Origin of the sequence: Pseudomonas sp. stari2 (assembly GCF_040760005.1) — a bacterium.
Lineage (GTDB): Bacteria > Pseudomonadota > Gammaproteobacteria > Pseudomonadales > Pseudomonadaceae > Aquipseudomonas.
In genome coordinates this window covers 771539-789183 of sequence record NZ_CP099760.1, presented here as the reverse complement: position 1 = coordinate 789183, position 17645 = coordinate 771539, and the positions used below count along the sequence as shown (strand labels likewise).

Below are 17645 nucleotides of genomic sequence, written 5' to 3'. Positions count from 1 at the left end.
CGGCTTTTTTGTGGGTCACTGCTTCGGCGCGGGCGCCGGTGCAGTGGCCGGTGCAGCAGGCGCCGGGGCTGGCGCCGCGCTGCCCGGCTCGGCCGGTTTCGGCAGCGGATCGTCGAACAGGTTCAGTCGTTCGCGCAACTCATGGGCCGGTACCGGCTGCTGATCCGCCGGCAAGGCGTTCGGGTCGACCGGGGCGGCCGGCGCCGCGCCGTTCTGACCTTGATCTGCCGGTTTCGACGGGTCGGCGCCTTGCGCACCTTCGATGGCGGCCTGGGCCTTCTTGGTCAGCACCACGATGTCGATACGGCGGTTGACCGGGTTGAACGGGTTCTCCTTGTCGAACAGCGCCGACGAGGCGTAACCCACCACACGTGCCACTTGCGAGTCCGGGTAACTGCCCGCCACCAGCGCACGCCGGGCGGCGTTGGCGCGGTTGGCCGAAAGCTCCCAGTTACCGAAATCACCAGTGCCGGTGTACGGCTTGGCATCGGTATGACCGCTGATGCTGATCTTGTTCGGCACCGCTTTGATGGTGTCGGCCATGGCCAGCAGGATGTCTTCGAAGTACGGTTTCAGGCGTGCAGAACCAGAGTCGAACATCGGCCGGTTCTCGGCATCCATGATCTGGATGCGCAAGCCGTTCGGCGTGATCTCGAACAGAATCTGATCCTTGAACTTCTGCAGTTGCGGGTTCTCGTCGACCTTGTTCTGCAGTTCCTGCAGCAACAGTTCCAGACGTTCCTTCTCGACCTGCTCGGCCATGCCTTCAACCTGATCGGTGTCGACCGTGACCTTGTCCGGTTGCGGCTGAGACTTCACTTCAGGGTTGAGGGTGTTTTCCGGCGCCAGGGTCGGCGTGCCGCCCAGGTCGATGATGTACGGCGTACCGCTCTCGGAGAAGCCGACCGGATCCTTGAAGTAGCCGGCGATGGCGATCTTCTGTTCCGGCGTTGCGGTGGACAGCAGCCACAACACCAGGAAGAACGCCATCATCGCCGTCGCGAAGTCGGCAAAGGCGATCTTCCACGCCCCGCCGTGATGCCCGCCACCGTAGCGCTTGACGCGCTTGATGATTATCGGCTGGTTATTTTCCATGACTTAGCGACCGCGAACCGCTTGTTCCAGCTCGGCGAAGCTAGGACGGTGAGCCGGGTACAGAACCTTGCGCCCGAATTCCACGGCCAGCGACGGCGGCATCCCGGAAGCCGAAGCCACCAGCGAAGCCTTGATGGCTTCATAGACGTTGAGCTCTTCCTTGGCATCGTGGGCCAGGGAATGCGCCAGCGGGCCGAAGAAGCCGTAGGCCGCCAAGATACCGAAGAAGGTACCGACCAGTGCTGCACCCACGTGCAGACCGATGGATTTCTGATCGCCCTCGCCCAGGGACGCCATCGTCACCACGATACCCAGTACCGCCGCGACGATACCGAAACCTGGCATGCCGTCGGCAATGCCGTTGACCGCGTGGGAAGGATGCTCCAGTTCTTCCTTGAGGCTGTACAACTCCATGTCGAACAGGCCTTCGAGTTCGTGCGGCGCCATGTTGCCGGACGACATGATGCGCAGGTAATCGCAGATGAACGCGGTCATGCGTTCGTCTTTCAGCACCGCCGGGTACTTGGCGAAGATCGGACTCGCAGCGGCATCTTCGATGTCGCCTTCGATGGCCATCATGCCTTCACGGCGGCTCTTGTTGAGGATCTCGTAGATCAGGCCCAGCACTTCCAGATAGAACGTGTGGCTGAAACGCGAGCTGAACATGCTCAGGGATTTCTTGAGCACATGCATCGTCATGTAACCGGGGTTGGCCTGGAGGAATGCTCCGAGTGCCGCACCACCGATGATCATCACCTCGAAAGGCTGGATCAGGGCGGCAATCTTGCCGTGGGAAAGCACGTATCCGCCGAGCACGCTCGCGAATACGACGATGATGCCGATAATTTTAGCCATAGGTAGAAAGTACTTACTTAAGTCGGGTTCAAGGTCATATTCGGAAGTTAAAAAATCTCTTCTTCTACTTATCGGCAAAACTGCGCCAGACTATAGCCAGTTCAGGCGAAAAGCCAATTTAGCCCATGCCGGGCGCGTCTACAGTCAGTGAAGATCTCGTCCAGACATGGCTAATGAAACGAACGTCCCACACGCAAGACCGACCACACTCGATGGCTGGGTGAAGCTGCTCGACGGCGTGCGCCTGCCGGTGCCGCAAGAGGCCCATGACAAGGTCTGCCGGGCGATCCGCGACAATCGCAGCTCGTTGCGCGACATTGCCGACCTGATGCAGGACAGCCCGGCGCTGGCCCTGAGCATCATCCGCGAAGCCAACCGCCATACCCTAGGCAGCCTGACCGCACCGGTAGAAAACCTTGAGGTGGCGATCAATCGCCTGGGCCTGGCCCGCACCGAAGAACTGCTGGCACGCCTGCCCGCCGAACCGCAGGCGCAAATTCCCCAGTCCCTGCGCCAGATACAGATGATCAGCCAGCACGCCACGCAGCAGGCCAACGGTTTTTTTGCCAGCCGCCTGGCGCGGCTGTGGCAGGACATTCACTGGGGCAGCCTGTTGTTTCTTTCGCCGCTGTGGCCGTTGGCGATGAGCTTTCCCAAACTGCTCGAAGAGTGGGAAGTTCGGGTCATTCACAAGGGCGAATCGGCCCGCGACGTGGAAAAACAATTGTTCGGCGTGCGCCTGCTGAAGATCGGTGCGGCACTGGTGGAAGCCTGGCACCTGCCGATCTGGGTGCAGCAGGGTTACCGCCTGCTGCTTACTGAACAGCGTGAACTGGTCAAGGTCCTGCGCATCGCTCGCGATGTCGATCATCCGCTGCGTCAGCAGAATCGTCTGGATGACGACCCGACCCTGCGCAACTGGCTCAATCAGCCGGCCAACACCGTGCTGCTGGCCAACGGCCTGGCGCTGTCGGCGCAACAGGCCTGGGACAGTCCGCACAGCAAGCGCTGGCAGTACCTGACCAGCCTCTATCTGCAAATCCCGATGGACGAAGTGCAGCAGCAGTTGCACCAGCAGGCCGCCAACAGTGCGCGTCGGCATTCGATGCCGGATCTGTGGCACCCGGCGGTTTCCCTGCTGTGGCCGTGGGGCACCCATCGCCTGCCGGCCGGCCTGTTGCCTGCCGCTGCACCCAATGCCGAAGACCTGGCCAAGTGGCGCCGGCAATGCACCGAACTGCTGGCCGAGCCAAGCCGTTTCACCAACGCCATGCACTTGACCATTGCCGCCCGCGACGCGCTGGTGGCCAGCGGCATGCGCCGGGTGATGATCCTGATGGCCGACCGCACCCAGTCCAATCTGCGGGTGCATCAGATTTCCGGTTTGCCGAAGGAAGCCGCTGCGCTCAATTTCGTCGTCAGCCAAAGCACCGTGCTGCAACGCCTGCTCGCGCAGCAGGCACAGGTGCGGATCACTCCGGAGAACAACGCCCAGTTTTCCGCCCTGCTGCCGCCGTCCCTGCGTACGCTGTTCCGTGGCGAAAACCTGCTTCTGCGCTCGCTGGTCCATAACGGCCGGGTGATCATGATCGTGGTCACCGACCAAGGTGGCGGACCGTTCGCCGACATCACCGTGCAAGCCTTTGGCAAAACCGCGCAGTGCATCGAGAAAGCCCTGCACAGCTTTAGCCAGCGCGGCCAATGACAGCTACAATCCTTCCCCTTTGTGCTCTGGAGACCTCACATGTCTGACTTCTCTGGCCTGGCGCTGGTGATCGAGCCGAGCGACCTGCTCCCGCGCCTCGATGCCCGCAATCTGATTCTGGTGGATCTGACCAGTGCCGCCCGCTATGCCGAGGGTCACATTCCCGGCGCACGCTTCGTCGATCCGAAGCGCACCCAGCTGGGCCAGGCACCGGCCCCGGGCCTGCTGCCGACAAAGGAAAAACTCGAAGAGCTGTTCGGTGAACTGGGCCACAACAAGGACGCGGTCTACGTGGTCTATGACGACGAAGGCGGCGGCTGGGCCGGACGCTTCATCTGGCTGCTCGACGTAATCGGTCACGACAAGTACCACTACCTCGACGGCGGCCTGCCGGCGTGGCTGGCGGAAGGTTCGCCGATGTCGATCCAGGTCCCTCCTGCGGTCGGCGGCCCGGTGTCCCTGACCCTGCACGATGAACCGACCGCCACCCGCGAATACCTGCAAAGCCGCCTCGGTGCTGCTGATCTGGCCATCTGGGATGCTCGCGGACCGCTGGAATACTCCGGCGAGAAAGTGCTGGCGGCCAAGGGTGGACACATCCCCGGCGCAGTCAACTTCGAATGGACGGCAGGCATGGATCAGGCGCGCCAGCTGCGCATCCGTACCGACATGCCGCAGATCCTCGAAAACCTCGGGATCACCAAGGACAAAGAAATCATCACTCACTGCCAGACCCATCACCGGTCCGGTTTCACTTATCTGGTGGCCAAGGCTCTCGGTTATCCGCGGGTCAAGGGCTACGCCGGTTCCTGGGGCGAATGGGGCAACCACCCCGACACCCCCGTCGAGCTTTAAGGATTTTTAAGGACAGTCATGAAAGAGCGTTTGTTTATCATCAGCCAATACCTGCTGCCGCATCACTTGCTGTCGCGCCTGGCCGGCTGCATTGCCGAGTGCCGTGTGCGCTGGTTCAAGAATGCCTTCACCACCTGGTTCGCCAAGCGTTATCAGGTCGACATGTCCCAGGCGCTGGTTGAAGATGTCACCGCTTACGAGCACTTCAACGCCTTCTTCACCCGTGCGCTGAAAGACGGCGCACGCCCTCTGGATCAGACCCCGGGCGCGATCCTCAGCCCGGCCGACGGTGCGATCAGCCAGCTCGGCCCGATCGAGCACGGCCGCATCTTCCAGGCCAAGGGCCACAGCTTCAGCGTGCTGGAACTGCTGGGCGGCGATGCAGCCAATGCCGCGCCGTTCATGGGCGGCGAGTTCGCCACCGTTTACCTGTCGCCGAAGGACTACCACCGCGTGCACATGCCGCTGGCCGGCACTCTGCGCGAGATGGTTTACATCCCGGGCCGGATTTTCTCGGTCAACCAGACCACCGCTGAAAACGTCCCTGAGCTGTTCGCCCGCAACGAGCGTGTGGCGTGCATCTTCGACACCGAGCGCGGGCCGATGGCCGTGGTGCTGGTGGGCGCGATGATCGTGGCTTCGATTGAAACCGTGTGGGCCGGGCTGGTGACGCCGCCGAAGCGTGAGCTGAAAACCTTCCGCTACGACGAAGCCGCCCGTGCACCGATTCATCTGGAAAAAGGTGCGGAACTGGGGCGCTTCAAGCTGGGTTCGACCGCGATCGTGCTATTCGGACCGGATCAGGTGAAATGGGTTGAAGAACTGAAGGCCGGCTCGCCGGTACAGATGGGTCAGGCCCTGGCACTGTCGAACGCCTGAACCTGCTGATCCGCCCCTGCGCACGTCTGCGAAGGGGCGGACACGACCTGAACGGCGCCGTTACTCTATCTGTCCACGGAAGCCGATCGGCCCTTCGTTGGCGTAGGTGTTGGTGCCGCTGAGGTTTTTCCCGCCGTCACTCGAGGTGACATTCAACGCGATAACGTTCTGGTTATCCCGACCGCCGATCACCCATTTGCCACCCGGATGCCATGGGGCATCGTTGCCACCCCACTGGTTCTCGACGTTGTACTGGTTCTGGCCAGTGCGCTGAGCCTTGAAGCCAATAGGACCTTCGCCGGCGTAGGTCATGGTGCCGGTGAAGCTTTTGCCGCCATCGCCGGACTTGATGTCGATGGCGACGACTTTCTGGTTGTCCCGCGCGCCCAGAACCCAGGTTCCACCCGGATGCCAAGGTGCCGAACTACCGCCCCATTGGTTTGCCACTGCGTATTTAGACATGAACCTCATCTCCTTGAAGTTTTTCAGAGACCTGCCCGACGTTGGCGGCAAGCCATGCAACCGTGCGTTTCCGATCGCACGCCAGAGAGCCTAGTAGCGCCTGCCGAAATGGCACCAGGCCAGCAGACCAACGGTAAAAAAGCACGACAAGCGCCTGCGAAACGGACCACAACTGCTAGAGTTTTGGCATTGCCCTATTCGCCGCCGGAGCTGGTCACGGCATGAGTGAGCCTCGATTCCAACCCCGACTGAGCGCGCCAACGCCAACGCAGTTGCGCCTGTCTTTCTGTGAAGCGACCCCGCGCGATCTCAAGCGCTGGATTGCCGGCCTGCCGAAAGCCAACATCGGAGAAACCGCACGCCAGCTCTATCAGGGCCTCGGCGAACTCAACCAATTGCTGACGCCCAGCGACAACCGTCTACACCTACTGGAGTTGCTGCGGCCCGAGGTGTACTTCGTCTGCCAGCACCTTGAGCGACACTTTCTGCATCAGGCGATCATGCTCGACGAGCGCTCACGCAAGATCAGCAACCTGTGCCAAGCGCTGCAAAGCCAACTGGCCATCGGTTACAAACAGATCGTTCTGCGGATCGCCCCCAAATACTCAAAAGACCGGGCCGCCCTGCTGAGCGAGGCGCTGCAACGCGCCACCCACGCACTGAAAGGCCAACTGGTGCGCGCCACGCAGCTGTACAGCCCGGCGCCGGAACAGTTGTGGTTTGAGTTGCACCAGTTATTTCGCTGTGCCTGCGACTTGCAGTTGCAACACCGTCGGGTCCGTGACGATCTGGCCAGCCTCGCCGGCGAACTCAGCGTCGAACAGACCTATATCGCCGCCCTGTTGCTGGGCAGCGCCCGCTGCAATCAGCTGCGGCAGAATCCGATCGCCCAACTCGCGCAGGTGCTTGAACCCTGGAGCGCCTGGCTGAAACTGCATCCCGGTGCCTCGGGTGAAGGGCTGTTCGCGATTTCTGCGGAGATCGACGCCGGTCCGCGCTATCGCAGCAAATTTCGCAGCGAACAACAGCCCGGCCTGCTCGGCTTCGATCCGCAACCGCTGGTGAATGCCATCGAGGCTCACCTGCTGCACAAGGACACTTCGACGCCGCTGCCGGTGCCGGCCGGCCTGACACTCGACACCCTGCAACACCTGCACGCCACCTGGGGCGAGGCCGCCGAGCGTAGCTTCCAGCGCACCGTCGGCCAGGGCAACCTGACCGTATGTGTGGGCATGAGCGCCCTGCACTTCTATCTGGGTGGCGAACGCACCTTCAGCGAACTGCTCAAGCATCCCGGTACACGCGCCGCAAACTTCAGCCAAGCGGTGGTTCAAGGTGAAAAGGACAGCTGGAGCCAGGCCTTCGATGCCGCTCCGCAGAGCAAAACCGACGAATTGCTGCCCTATGAGGAAATCCGCTACGAACCGTTGGCCGACGACGAAGGCGACGCTGACAGCCCGCCGCATTACCCGACCTATGCCTTGCCGGTCATCAATCACAGTCCTGGCGGTTACTGCCTGGCGTGGCCAAAAGAGGTGCCTGCCGAATTGCAGACCGGGGAAATGGTCGGCATCCAGGACACCACGAATCAGGGCTGGAGCATTGCCGTGGTGCGCTGGATCCGTCAGATGCGCGGTGCCGGGACACAAATGGGTATCGAGCTGGTAGCGCCACACGCCCAGCCCTGCGGCCTGCAACTGGTGCGCACCCGGGACGATCACAGCCATTACCTGCGAGGTTTGCTGTTGCCGGAAATCAGCGCCATTGACTTGCCCGCAACGCTATTGGCGCCACGGCTGCCGTTTCAGGAAGGCAGCAAAGTCATGATCAACACCCTGGGCGAAGAACACCGCGCCGGGCTGGATCGGCGGGTGGCGAGCACACACAGTTTCAATCAGTTCGCTTACCGCTCATTGGAGACCGCGCAGAATGGCGGGAGCGAGGAGGATTTCGACTCATTGTGGAAATCCCTTTGAACAAGGATCGCAGCCCAAGGCTGCGATCCTGTGCAAGGGTTCAGAGCTGCCCGTCGCGGTCCCGGAAGCCCAGCAGGTACAGCACGCCATCCAGACCGAGGGTCGAGATCGCCTGTTTCGCCGACTGTTTGACCAGCGGCTTGGCGCGGAACGCCACACCCAGACCGGCAATCGCCAGCATCGGCAGGTCGTTGGCGCCGTCGCCCACGGCAATGGTCTGTTCCAGGCGCAAACCTTCTTTTTCAGCCAGTTGCTTCAGCAGATCGGCCTTGCGCTGGGCATCGACGATCGGCTCGATCGCCACACCGGTGCATTTGCCGTCGACCACTTCCAGCTCGTTGGCGAATACATAGTCGATGCCGAGTTTGGCCTGCAATTGCTTGGCGAAATAAGTGAAGCCGCCGGACAGGATGGCGGTCTTGTAGCCCAGACGCTTGAGTTCGGCGAACAGGGTTTCGGCGCCTTCAGTCAGGCGCAGGGAAGCGCCGATCGACTCCAGCACGCTGACATCCAGCCCCTTGAGCAGCGCCAGACGCTCCTTGAAGCTTGCGCGGAAATCCAGCTCGCCGGCCATCGCCCGCTCGGTGATTTCCGACACCTGGTCGCCCACACCGGCGGCCTTGGCCAACTCGTCGATAACTTCGGCTTCGATCAGGGTCGAGTCCATGTCGAACACCGCCAGGCGACGGTTGCGACGGAACAGCGAATCTTCCTGGAACGCGATGTCGACGTTCAGCTCCTGGGCAACGCTGAGAAACTCGGCGCGCAAGGCCTGCGGGTCGGCCGCTTCGCCGCGCACGGAGAACTCGATGCAACCCTTGCCCTTGTCCGCCGGCGTGTCCAGCGGCATGCGACCCGACAAGCGGTCGATATGGTCGATGTTCAAGCCATATTTGGCGGTGATCGAACTCACGGCCTGCAACTGGCCGGCGGTGACTTTGCGGGTCAGCAGGGTAACGATGTGGCGTTTTTTGCCCTGATTGCCCACCCATTGCTGGTAATCGTCTTCGGATACCGGCGTGAAGCGCACCTGCTGGTCGAGCTCATAGCCCTTGAACAGGATGTCCTTGAGCACCGACTTGCCTTGCTCGGAGTCGGGGATTTCCACGAGGATGCCGAACGACAGCATGTCGTGGATCACGGCCTGACCGATATCGAGGATGTTTACACCACCCTGTGCCAGAACACCGGTAATGGCCGCCGTCAGACCGGGACGGTCGACTCCCGTGATGTTAATCAGGACGATTTCGCGCAACGCGCACCCCCGCAACTGGAAAAAAACCGCATTCTACCCACTTTCAGTGACCATCGGGCACCGCCAGCGCTTTGCCGGTCTAGGGCCTGTCGCTATACTGCGCGTCAACTTCACGGACAAAAGAGCCGAGCTCAGTGAACCGGCCCACGCCAGTTAAAACCGATAACTTCTTCCTGCTGATCTTCCGTGCACTGCGCCACCGCCGTGTACCGATTGCATTGCGAATCGCCAGCCATAACGTGATCCTGGTCGCCCTGGCCCTGGTGATCTATGCCTGCGTGATGGGCTTGCAGTTCAAGCAGGCCATGCACGAGCAGGCCGATGCGCTGGGCGAAAGCCTGACCACGCAGACCGCCACCTCCGCGACCGAGCTGCTGGTGTCCAACGACATCCTCAGCCTCAACGTGCTGCTCAACAACCTGACCAAGAACAAGCTGGTGGCCCACGCCGCCATCTACAGCGTGGACAACCGCATCCTCGCCGAGTCCGGTCAGCGGCCCAAGCACAGCCTGCTGGGCGAAGCCGAGGGCATGTACGAGAGCAAGATCACCTTCCAGGACGTGACTGCCGGGCAACTGCGCATCAGCCTGGACATGGACCAGTTCCAGCAGCCGATGACCATCAGCCTGCAGAGCATGGGCATTCTGAGTGCGATCCTGCTGGCGCTGTCTCTGGCCCTGAGCCTGCGTCTGGGCCGGCACATCTCCACGCCGTTGCTGCAATTGCGCGTGTGGCTGCGCCGGATCGACGAATACACGCCGGGGATCGAGCGTCAGGACGAGATCGGCGACCTGGCCCGTCAACTGCACGCCAGTTACGCTCCCGAGCCGACCATTCCCGAGCCTGAGCCGGAACCCGAGTTCGAGGATGACGACATCGAGCCGGAATTCGAAGTGCGCAACCTGCGTGACCCGAGCTTTGACGAGAGCCGCCCCATGGCCGCGCAGAAGCCTGCACCGCGCCATGTGGTCAGCACCGTTGAAGACGACGATGACGAAGACCCGTTTGCCGATCTGCGTGACGAATCGCTGAACGGAGCCGCGCAACCTGCCGTTCGCAAGCCAACCCCGAGCGTGCCGCAACACTCGGCGGTGCTGGCAGTGCAGCTGGGTTCGCAAGAACAACTGCGCCGCTTGCCACGGGCACGTCTGGAAGAGTTGCAGGAGCGCTATCGCGACTGCCTGGAGCAGGCGGCTTCGCTGTATCAGGGTGAAATCGAAACCCTGAACGACGGCAGCACGCTGATGCTGTTCCACACCGAAGATAGCGGTGACGACTACCTGACCAACGCCATCTGCTGTGGCGAGCTGCTGCGAGCGCTCGGGCACCAGTTGCAGATAGAAGTCGCCGACAGCGGCATCACCCTGCAACTGCAGCTGGGCCTGACCCTCGGCGACGAGCTGTTCGGCCTGAGCCAGATCGACCTGCTGCTGACCGACTCCGCCCAGGACGCCCTGGCTCTGTCGCAACACAGCCGCAACCTGCTGCTGGTGGAACGCAAGATCGGGGATGACGCGCTGATTCGCCAGCGTGCGCGGATCCGGCCGATTGCCAGTCCTGAAGGCGCCTGCTGCGTGGAGCGGTTGATGGAGCCTTATCCGTCGATGCTTGAGCGGCAGCTGGCGCGGATGCATGAGCGCCGGGCCTGAGGCCTTGCCCTCGATGTAAAGAAGCCCGCAGATGAGTGATTGTCTGCGGGCTTTTTTGTGCGTGGTGCTATTGAGATATCACCCGTCTTCAAACAGCCCCTCACCCTGCGGGCGGTCCGACGTTTCGGAAGGGCTGGGGTGAGGGGCTTTTCGAATCCGGCACCAATGCATGTTTTACCAACGCCCAGAAACGACAAAGCCCGCACCAGGCGGGCTCTGTCCTGACTCGTTCCAGCCTCAGAAGCGGAACACTTCCATATCGGTACGAATCGGCGAAGCCATCGGGATCTTCGGCTGCTTCTCGGCTTCCGCCGCCGGCGCGGCCGGTTTCGGTGCCGGTTTGCGCGGTGCTTCGGCAACCGGTGGCTGGTTGGCCAATGGTTTGAGCGCGACCGACAGTTGCTCGGCCAGGCGCTGCAACAGGATACCCTGGGCCTGAACCTGCGAAGCCGTGCCGCCACTGTGCAGTTCTTGCAGATGAACGATGCGGTTGTCCCGCACCTGACCACGACGGTCGATCAGGCGCCACTGCGCGTCGAGAATCGCCGGTTGCTTGGCACCGGAGTCCAGACGCGTGATGGTCAACAGCACCTGCACATCCGGGGTGAACCCGGCGGTGGCTGGTGCCAGCACTACGCGTTGACTGTCCAGATGACCGGCAACCTGACGCAGCAGCAATTGATCGATATCCGACGAAAGGCTGCCAGCCCAGCGGCCATCGACCGCTGCCTGCAGGCTGCCGTCCGGCTGACGCTGCAACAGGGTTTCACGTTGCAGGTAATCAGCAACGATCACAGGGCCAAGTAAAACTGCCATGCCCGCGCTTTGCGCAGGCTGAGCCGGACTTCCGCTGTCCAGCTGATACAGCGACACCGGCTGGTGAACGCTGCAACCCGCCAGGCCAAGAACGCCGGCGAGCAGGAAAATAAGGGGGCGCAGAGAAGTCATCATCCCGTCCAGGTGGCCGCCACAAGGCTGACCACAGTGAAAATACTCAAAAATATGAAGAACGCTCGGCCACGCCGGCGCTTGGAAAGGCCATATCATCCGTGAATATGCGTTCCGACTCCAGCGCCAAAGCGCCGATCTACGGGTTAAATCGTAGATCGGGCGCTCTAGAGAGCCGTTCTCAGTCATTTTCCCCGAAGGAGAAAAGAGTGCGAACGTTTCCTGGCCGCTTAATTGAGGTTTTCAACGAGCAGCGCATCCACTCGCTGGAAGCCCCGTGGCAGTTTATTGCCACGGCGACCACGTTCACCCTTGTAGTGTTCGAGGTCGTCGGCTTTCAGCGACAAGGTACGTTTTCCGGCCTGCAGCACCAGCGTGGCGCCTTCCGGAAGAACGGCGATGTCCGTGACATATTCTTCGCGACTGGCCACTCGTTCACCGGAAATGCCGATGATCTTGTTGCCTTTGCCCTTCCCTAATTGTGGCAGATCGCTGATTTTGAAGATCAGCAGGCGACCCTCGGTCGTCACCGAAGCCAGCCAGTTCTGCTCACGGTCGGCCACTGGGCGCGGCGCGATCACCTTGGCGTTGTTCGGGAGGCTCAACAGGGCCTTGCCGGCCTTGTTCTTGGCTTGCAGGTCTTCACCCTTGACCACAAAACCGTAGCCGGCGTCAGAGGCGATAACGTACAGCGCATCGTCTTCCGGCATCAGCACGCATTCGAACGTGGCGCCAGGCGGCGGCGTCAGACGACCGGTCAACGGCTCGCCCTGGCCCCGTGCCGACGGCAACGTGTGCGCGGCGACCGAGTAACTGCGACCGGTGGAGTCGATGACCACGGCTGACTGGTTGGAACGCCCCGCCGCCGAAGTCTTGAAGCCGTCGCCGGCCTTGTACGACAGGCCGGTGGCGTCGATCTCGTGGCCTTTGGCCGAACGAATCCAGCCTTTTTCCGACAGCACTACAGTCACTTTTTCGTTCGGCAGCAGATCGTGTTCGGTCAGAGCCTTGGCTTCAGCGCGTTCGACGATTGGCGACCGACGGTCATCGCCGTAGGTTTCGGCGTCTTTCAACAGCTCGCTGCGAACCAGCTTCTTCAACCTGGCTTCACTGCTCAGCAGCGCTTGCAGCTTGGCTTGTTCCTTGAGCAGTTCGTCCTGTTCGTCGCGCAGCTTCATCTCTTCCAGTCGCGCCAACTGACGCAGACGGGTGTCGAGGATGTAATCGGCCTGGATCTCGCTGAGGGCGAAGCGCTCGATCAGTTTGGCTTTCGGCTGATCCTCGGTACGGATGATGTGGATCACTTCATCCAGGTTGAGGTAAGCGATCAGCAAACCATCCAACAGGTGCAGACGACGCTCGACCTTGTCGAGGCGGAATTGCAGGCGGCGACGCACGGTCAGCACGCGGAATTCCAGCCACTCCACCAGCAGCGCCCGGAGGTTTTTCAGCTGCGGCTTGCCGTCCAGACCGATGATGTTGACGTTGACCCGGTAGGTCGACTCCAGCTCGGTGCTGGCGAACAGGTGCTGCATCAGCGCTTCATGATCGACGCGGCTGTTGACCGGGATGATCACGATGCGGCACGGGTTTTCGTGGTCAGATTCGTCACGCAGGTCGGCGATCTGCGGCGCTTTCGACGGTTTGGCCTGCATCAGCGCGGCGATCTGCTCCAGCACCTTGGCCCCGGAGACCTGGTGCGGCAGCGCGGTGACGATGATGTCGCCGTCCTCGACGTGGTACACGGCGCGCATGCGCACCGAGCCCTTGCCGGTTTCGTACATTTTCAGCAGGTCGGCGCGCGGGGTGATGATTTCCGCTTCGGTCGGGTAATCCGGGCCCTGAATGTGTTCGCAGAGCTGTTCGACCTTGGCTTTCGGCTCATCGAGCAGGCGCACGCAGGCGGTGGCGACTTCGCGCAGGTTGTGCGGAGGCACGTCGGTGGCCATGCCCACGGCGATACCGGTGGTGCCGTTGAGCAGGATGTTCGGAAGGCGCGCAGGGAGAACCAACGGTTCCTGCAGAGTGCCGTCGAAGTTCGGGCCCCAGTCTGCGGTGCCCTGGCCCAGTTCGCTGAGCAGCACTTCGGAGTAACGCGACAGCCGCGCTTCGGTGTATCGCATGGCGGCGAAGGATTTCGGATCATCCGGCGCACCCCAGTTACCCTGGCCGTCCACCAGCGTGTAGCGATAGCTGAACGGCTGGGCCATCAGCACCATCGCTTCGTAGCACGCCGAGTCGCCGTGGGGGTGGAACTTGCCGAGCACGTCGCCGACGGTACGCGCCGACTTCTTGTGCTTGGAATCGGCGTCCAGCCCCAATTCGCTCATGGCGTAGACGATACGCCGCTGTACCGGTTTCAGACCGTCGCCGATATGCGGCAGGGCACGGTCCATGATCACGTACATGGAGTAATTGAGGTAGGCATTTTCGGTGAAGTCAGCCAGCGACCGGCGTTCTACACCGTCCAGGCTGAGATCAAGGGAGTCGCTCATGCGGGCCTCATCGGTTCGTTGTCTGGCGCAGCAGCATGGTGCCACCGCGCTGGGTAAATTCAAGTTTGTTCAGGGCGCTCATGCCGAGCAGCACCTGATCGCCATGCAGACCGGGCGCCACCAGTGCGCGGACGTCCCGCAACACGATGTCGCCCAATTGCAGGCGGTCGATACGGGTACGATAGCCCTGGCTCAGGCCATTGGCCGTGCTCAGGGTCACACCGAAACCCTCTTCCAGCCTCAGGTCTTTCGCGACCTCGGCCGGGATTGCCACATCGGTCGCACCGGTGTCGAGCATGAACTCCACCGGCCGGCCGTTGATCCGTCCGCTGGCGACGAAATGCCCCTGGGCGTTACCCGCCAGTTTCACTTCGATCACGCCGCCCACCTGCTCCGAACTGACCACCACGTTGGGATTGCGCTGGCGGTCTTCCCACTGGCCGAAAAACCGCGTGGCCAGAAACAGCGCCGCGCACCAGGCCAGAATCATCAACACCCGCCCGGCGCGTTTGCCCGGTGGCTGCTGGCTCAAGGCTTGGCACTCCAGCCACCCTCGGGGGCGGCGAAACGCCAGACGATCGGGCGGACTTCACCATCGGCACGAGGGCCGAAGTTGTTGTCGACGCCGATCCAGGCACCGTCGGCATCAATCACCAACGCCTCTTCGAGCCCGAAGTTCTGGGCGTAGCGACGGTTGCCCTGCAACAGTTCATCGGCATACGACCAGCAGCGCTCGACCTTGGCCGTCTGCGGATCGCGGCGGCAGATCTGGTAGGCGTTGCGCTCAAGGGTGAACAGCTTGCCGTTGAACAATGACAGGTCGGAAAAATCCCGATTGACCGGCCTGGCCTTGGGAAACTGCGGCGGCTGCATTTCCATCCCGCCTTCACTCAGCAGCACGCAACGACCGTCACAATCCCACACCGTCTGTTGGCGCTTGATCAGCAACAAGCCACGGTTTTGCCGTTCGGCGGCCAACCACATCTGATCGCCTGCCGGATTGATCGCCAGGCCTTCGAAGATCGCATTGAATTGCAGCAGCATGCCGCTGGCCCGCGCCTCGCGGACCATCATCGGCGAAATCTTCAGCCACGATGACGGCCCCTGCGGTGGAACTTGCAATACGGCTGCATGGCCTTCGCTGACAATGTAGCGATTGCCGGTGCTGTCGCAGGTGATCCCTTCGAAATCCAGATCACCGCCACGAACGAACGACGCCGCCCAGGTCCGCGACTTGATGCCCCACGGCAAACCACTGTCGGGGACTGGCGGCGGATCGATGCGCACCGCAGTTGCCTGCCAGACGGGATCGCGGGTATCGAGACGATAGATCTGATCATCGTCACGATCCGAAACGGACCACAGGTCGTTGCCGCACATTGCCAGCCCCGAGAGATTGCCGCCGCGCATGCCTTCGACCGGATGCTCGGAGAGCACGCGCAGTTCCTGCACGGGCTCGGCCGACACCGTCATCGAGCCCAGCAGCAACGCACCCGCCAAGGCCCAGCCAAACCGCATCAGGCCAGCACCTCGGCAAGGTTGCCTTTGGATTCGAGCCAGGACTTGCGGTCGCCGGCGCGTTTCTTCGCCAGCAGCATGTCCATCATTTCCGAGGTCTGGGCGAAGTCTTCGCCGAGGGTCAGTTGCACCAGGCGTCGGGTGTTCGGGTCCATGGTGGTTTCACGCAGCTGTGGCGGGTTCATTTCACCCAGGCCTTTGAATCGGGTGACCTGCGGTTTGCCACGTTTCTTCTCGGCCACCAGACGGTCGAGGATCCCGTCGCGCTCGGCTTCATCGAGGGCGTAGTAGATCTCTTTGCCCAGGTCGATGCGGTACAGCGGCGGCATCGCCACGTAGACGTGACCGGCATCCACCAGCGGGCGGAAATGCTGGACGAACAAGGCGCAAAGTAAGGTGGCAATGTGCAGTCCGTCGGAGTCGGCGTCGGCGAGGATGCAGATCTTGCCGTAGCGCAGCTGGCTCATGTCCTCGGCGCCGGGATCGACACCGATGGCTACCGCGATGTTGTGCACTTCCTGGCTGGCCAGCACTTCGCTGCCGTCGACTTCCCAGGTGTTGAGGATCTTGCCGCGCAACGGCAGGATCGCTTGGAATTCCTTGTCCCGCGCCTGCTTGGCCGAACCGCCGGCGGAATCACCTTCCACCAGGAACAGCTCGGAACGCATCGGGTCCTGCCCGGCGCAATCCGCCAGTTTGCCAGGCAACGCCGGCCCCTGGGTGATGCGCTTGCGCTCGACTTTCTTGCTGGCCTTCAGGCGACGGCCAGCGTTGCTGATTGCCAGCTCCGCCAACGCCAGACCGGTTTCCGGGTTGGCATTGAGCCACAGGCTGAACGCATCCTTGACCACGCCGGAAACAAACGCCGCCGCTTCACGGGACGACAGACGCTCCTTGGTCTGGCCGGAGAATTGCGGTTCCTGCATCTTCATCGACAGCACGAAGGCGATGCGTTCCCAGACGTCTTCCGGCGCCAGCTTCACGCCGCGCGGTAACAGGCTGCGGAATTCGCAGAATTCACGCATCGCGTCGAGCAAGCCCTGACGCAGACCGTTGACGTGGGTGCCGCCCTGCTCCGTCGGGATCAGGTTGACGTAGCTTTCGGTGACCGAGGTGCCGCCTTCCGGCAGCCAAAGCAGGGCCCATTCGACCGCTTCCTTGGTCCCGGCCAGGTTGCCGCAGAACGGCGCGTCCGGCAGACGCTCGAATTCACTGACCGCGTCTACCAGGTAGGAGCGCAGGCCATCTTCGTAATGCCACTCGACTTTTTCGCCGGTGCCTTTGTCTTCGAAACTGATCAGCAGCCCCGGGCACAGCACGGCCTTGGCCTTGAGCACGTGTTTAAGGCGGCTGATGGAGAATTTTGGCGAATCGAAGTATTTCGGGTCCGGCGCAAAGTACACGCTGGTCCCGGTATTGCGCTTGCCGACGGTGCCGATCACTTGCAGATCGGTGGCTTTGAAGCCGTCGGCGAAGGTCATCTCGTATTCGTTGCCGTCACGCTTGACCCGCACCCGCACCTGGGTCGACAAGGCGTTGACCACGGAAATACCCACCCCGTGCAGACCGCCGGAGAACTGGTAGTTCTTGTTGGAAAACTTGCCGCCCGCATGGAGCTTGGTGAGGATGAGCTCAACGCCCGACACACCCTCTTCCGGGTGGATGTCGACCGGCATGCCACGACCGTCGTCGCAGACTTCCAGCGAGTGGTCGGCGTGGAGGATGACCTGGATTGACTTGGCGTGGCCGGCCAGGGCTTCGTCGACGCTGTTGTCGATGACTTCCTGGGCGAGGTGGTTCGGCCGACTGGTGTCGGTGTACATGCCGGGGCGTTTGCGCACCGGGTCGAGGCCCGAGAGGACTTCGATGGCGTCGGCGTTATAGGAGCTAGCGCTGGGAGTGGCCATAAGGTCTCGTCGTCAGTGTTCGGTGAATAAGAAAATTAAGGGGGCA

Annotated in this window: 14 protein-coding genes; 5 read left to right on the top strand and 9 right to left on the bottom strand. The window is 62.0% G+C overall.

From position 1 onward, the window contains the following. Window positions 1–15 precede the first annotated feature (15 nt). Both motB and motA read right to left on the bottom strand, forming a co-directional pair. On the bottom strand, window positions 16–1095 hold the full coding sequence (gene motB, locus NH234_RS03480) for a flagellar motor protein MotB (RefSeq protein WP_282317654.1): 1080 nt from the start codon (window positions 1093–1095) through the stop codon (window positions 16–18). Window positions 1096–1098: 3 nt separating this feature from the next. Then, complete coding sequence (gene motA / locus NH234_RS03475) at window positions 1099–1950, bottom strand: flagellar motor stator protein MotA (protein ID WP_085732656.1); 852 nt, start codon at window positions 1948–1950, stop codon at window positions 1099–1101. A 166-nt stretch (window positions 1951–2116) separates the two neighbouring features. Here motA and NH234_RS03470 point away from each other — a divergent pair, with 166 nt between their 5' ends. Genes NH234_RS03470 through asd form a run of 3 tightly spaced genes read left to right on the top strand, consistent with a single transcriptional unit; the run spans window position 2117 to window position 5389 of the window. Continuing rightward, entirely contained in the window at window positions 2117–3655 is a 1539-nt protein-coding gene (locus NH234_RS03470; protein ID WP_085732655.1) for an HDOD domain-containing protein, read from the top strand. A gap of 39 nt (window positions 3656–3694) precedes the next feature. Continuing rightward, window positions 3695–4510, top strand: coding sequence for a thiosulfate sulfurtransferase (gene rhdA, locus NH234_RS03465; protein ID WP_085732654.1), 816 nt, complete (start codon window positions 3695–3697; stop codon window positions 4508–4510). A gap of 18 nt (window positions 4511–4528) precedes the next feature. Beyond that, window positions 4529–5389, top strand: coding sequence for an archaetidylserine decarboxylase (gene asd / locus NH234_RS03460; RefSeq protein WP_065258758.1), 861 nt, complete (start codon window positions 4529–4531; stop codon window positions 5387–5389). A 60-nt stretch (window positions 5390–5449) separates the two neighbouring features. Here asd and NH234_RS03455 read toward each other — a convergent pair whose 3' ends face one another. Continuing rightward, window positions 5450–5851: a lectin OAA gene (locus tag NH234_RS03455; protein WP_085732653.1), complete on the bottom strand. Its 402-nt coding sequence runs from the start codon at window positions 5849–5851 to the stop codon at window positions 5450–5452. 221 nt (window positions 5852–6072) lie between these two features. On the opposite strand from NH234_RS03455, the gene NH234_RS03450 reads away from it, so the two are divergent. Continuing rightward, on the top strand, window positions 6073–7827 hold the full coding sequence (locus tag NH234_RS03450) for a molecular chaperone (RefSeq protein ID WP_367255636.1): 1755 nt from the start codon (window positions 6073–6075) through the stop codon (window positions 7825–7827). A 40-nt stretch (window positions 7828–7867) separates the two neighbouring features. Here NH234_RS03450 and serB read toward each other — a convergent pair whose 3' ends face one another. Then, complete coding sequence (gene serB, locus NH234_RS03445) at window positions 7868–9082, bottom strand: phosphoserine phosphatase SerB (protein WP_367255635.1); 1215 nt, start codon at window positions 9080–9082, stop codon at window positions 7868–7870. A gap of 134 nt (window positions 9083–9216) precedes the next feature. Here serB and NH234_RS03440 point away from each other — a divergent pair, with 134 nt between their 5' ends. Then, window positions 9217–10731, top strand: coding sequence for an AhpA/YtjB family protein (locus NH234_RS03440; RefSeq protein ID WP_085732650.1), 1515 nt, complete (start codon window positions 9217–9219; stop codon window positions 10729–10731). Between the two features lie 237 nt (window positions 10732–10968). Here the strand turns inward: NH234_RS03440 and NH234_RS03435 are convergent, their stop codons facing one another. From NH234_RS03435 to parE, 5 genes are all read right to left on the bottom strand, one after another. After that, on the bottom strand, window positions 10969–11679 hold the full coding sequence (locus NH234_RS03435; RefSeq protein WP_085685228.1) for a membrane integrity-associated transporter subunit PqiC: 711 nt from the start codon (window positions 11677–11679) through the stop codon (window positions 10969–10971). Between the two features lie 230 nt (window positions 11680–11909). Further along, the gene (parC, locus tag NH234_RS03430) at window positions 11910–14174 is read right to left on the bottom strand and encodes a DNA topoisomerase IV subunit A (RefSeq protein ID WP_367255634.1); all 2265 of its coding nucleotides are present in this window, start codon (window positions 14172–14174) and stop codon (window positions 11910–11912) included. Window positions 14175–14181: 7 nt separating this feature from the next. Beyond that, window positions 14182–14706 (bottom strand): TIGR02281 family clan AA aspartic protease, encoded by a 525-nt coding sequence (locus NH234_RS03425; RefSeq protein ID WP_085732648.1) that lies wholly within the window; start codon window positions 14704–14706, stop codon window positions 14182–14184. Beyond that, window positions 14703–15692, bottom strand: a complete 990-nt coding sequence (locus NH234_RS03420; protein WP_367255633.1) for an esterase-like activity of phytase family protein — start codon at window positions 15690–15692, stop codon at window positions 14703–14705. Before NH234_RS03420 ends, NH234_RS03425 begins: the two co-directional genes overlap by 4 nt. Continuing rightward, window positions 15692–17599, bottom strand: coding sequence for a DNA topoisomerase IV subunit B (gene parE / locus NH234_RS03415; RefSeq protein WP_085711139.1), 1908 nt, complete (start codon window positions 17597–17599; stop codon window positions 15692–15694). The genes NH234_RS03420 and parE overlap by 1 nt, the downstream gene beginning before the upstream one ends. Window positions 17600–17645: the final 46 nt, after the last annotated feature.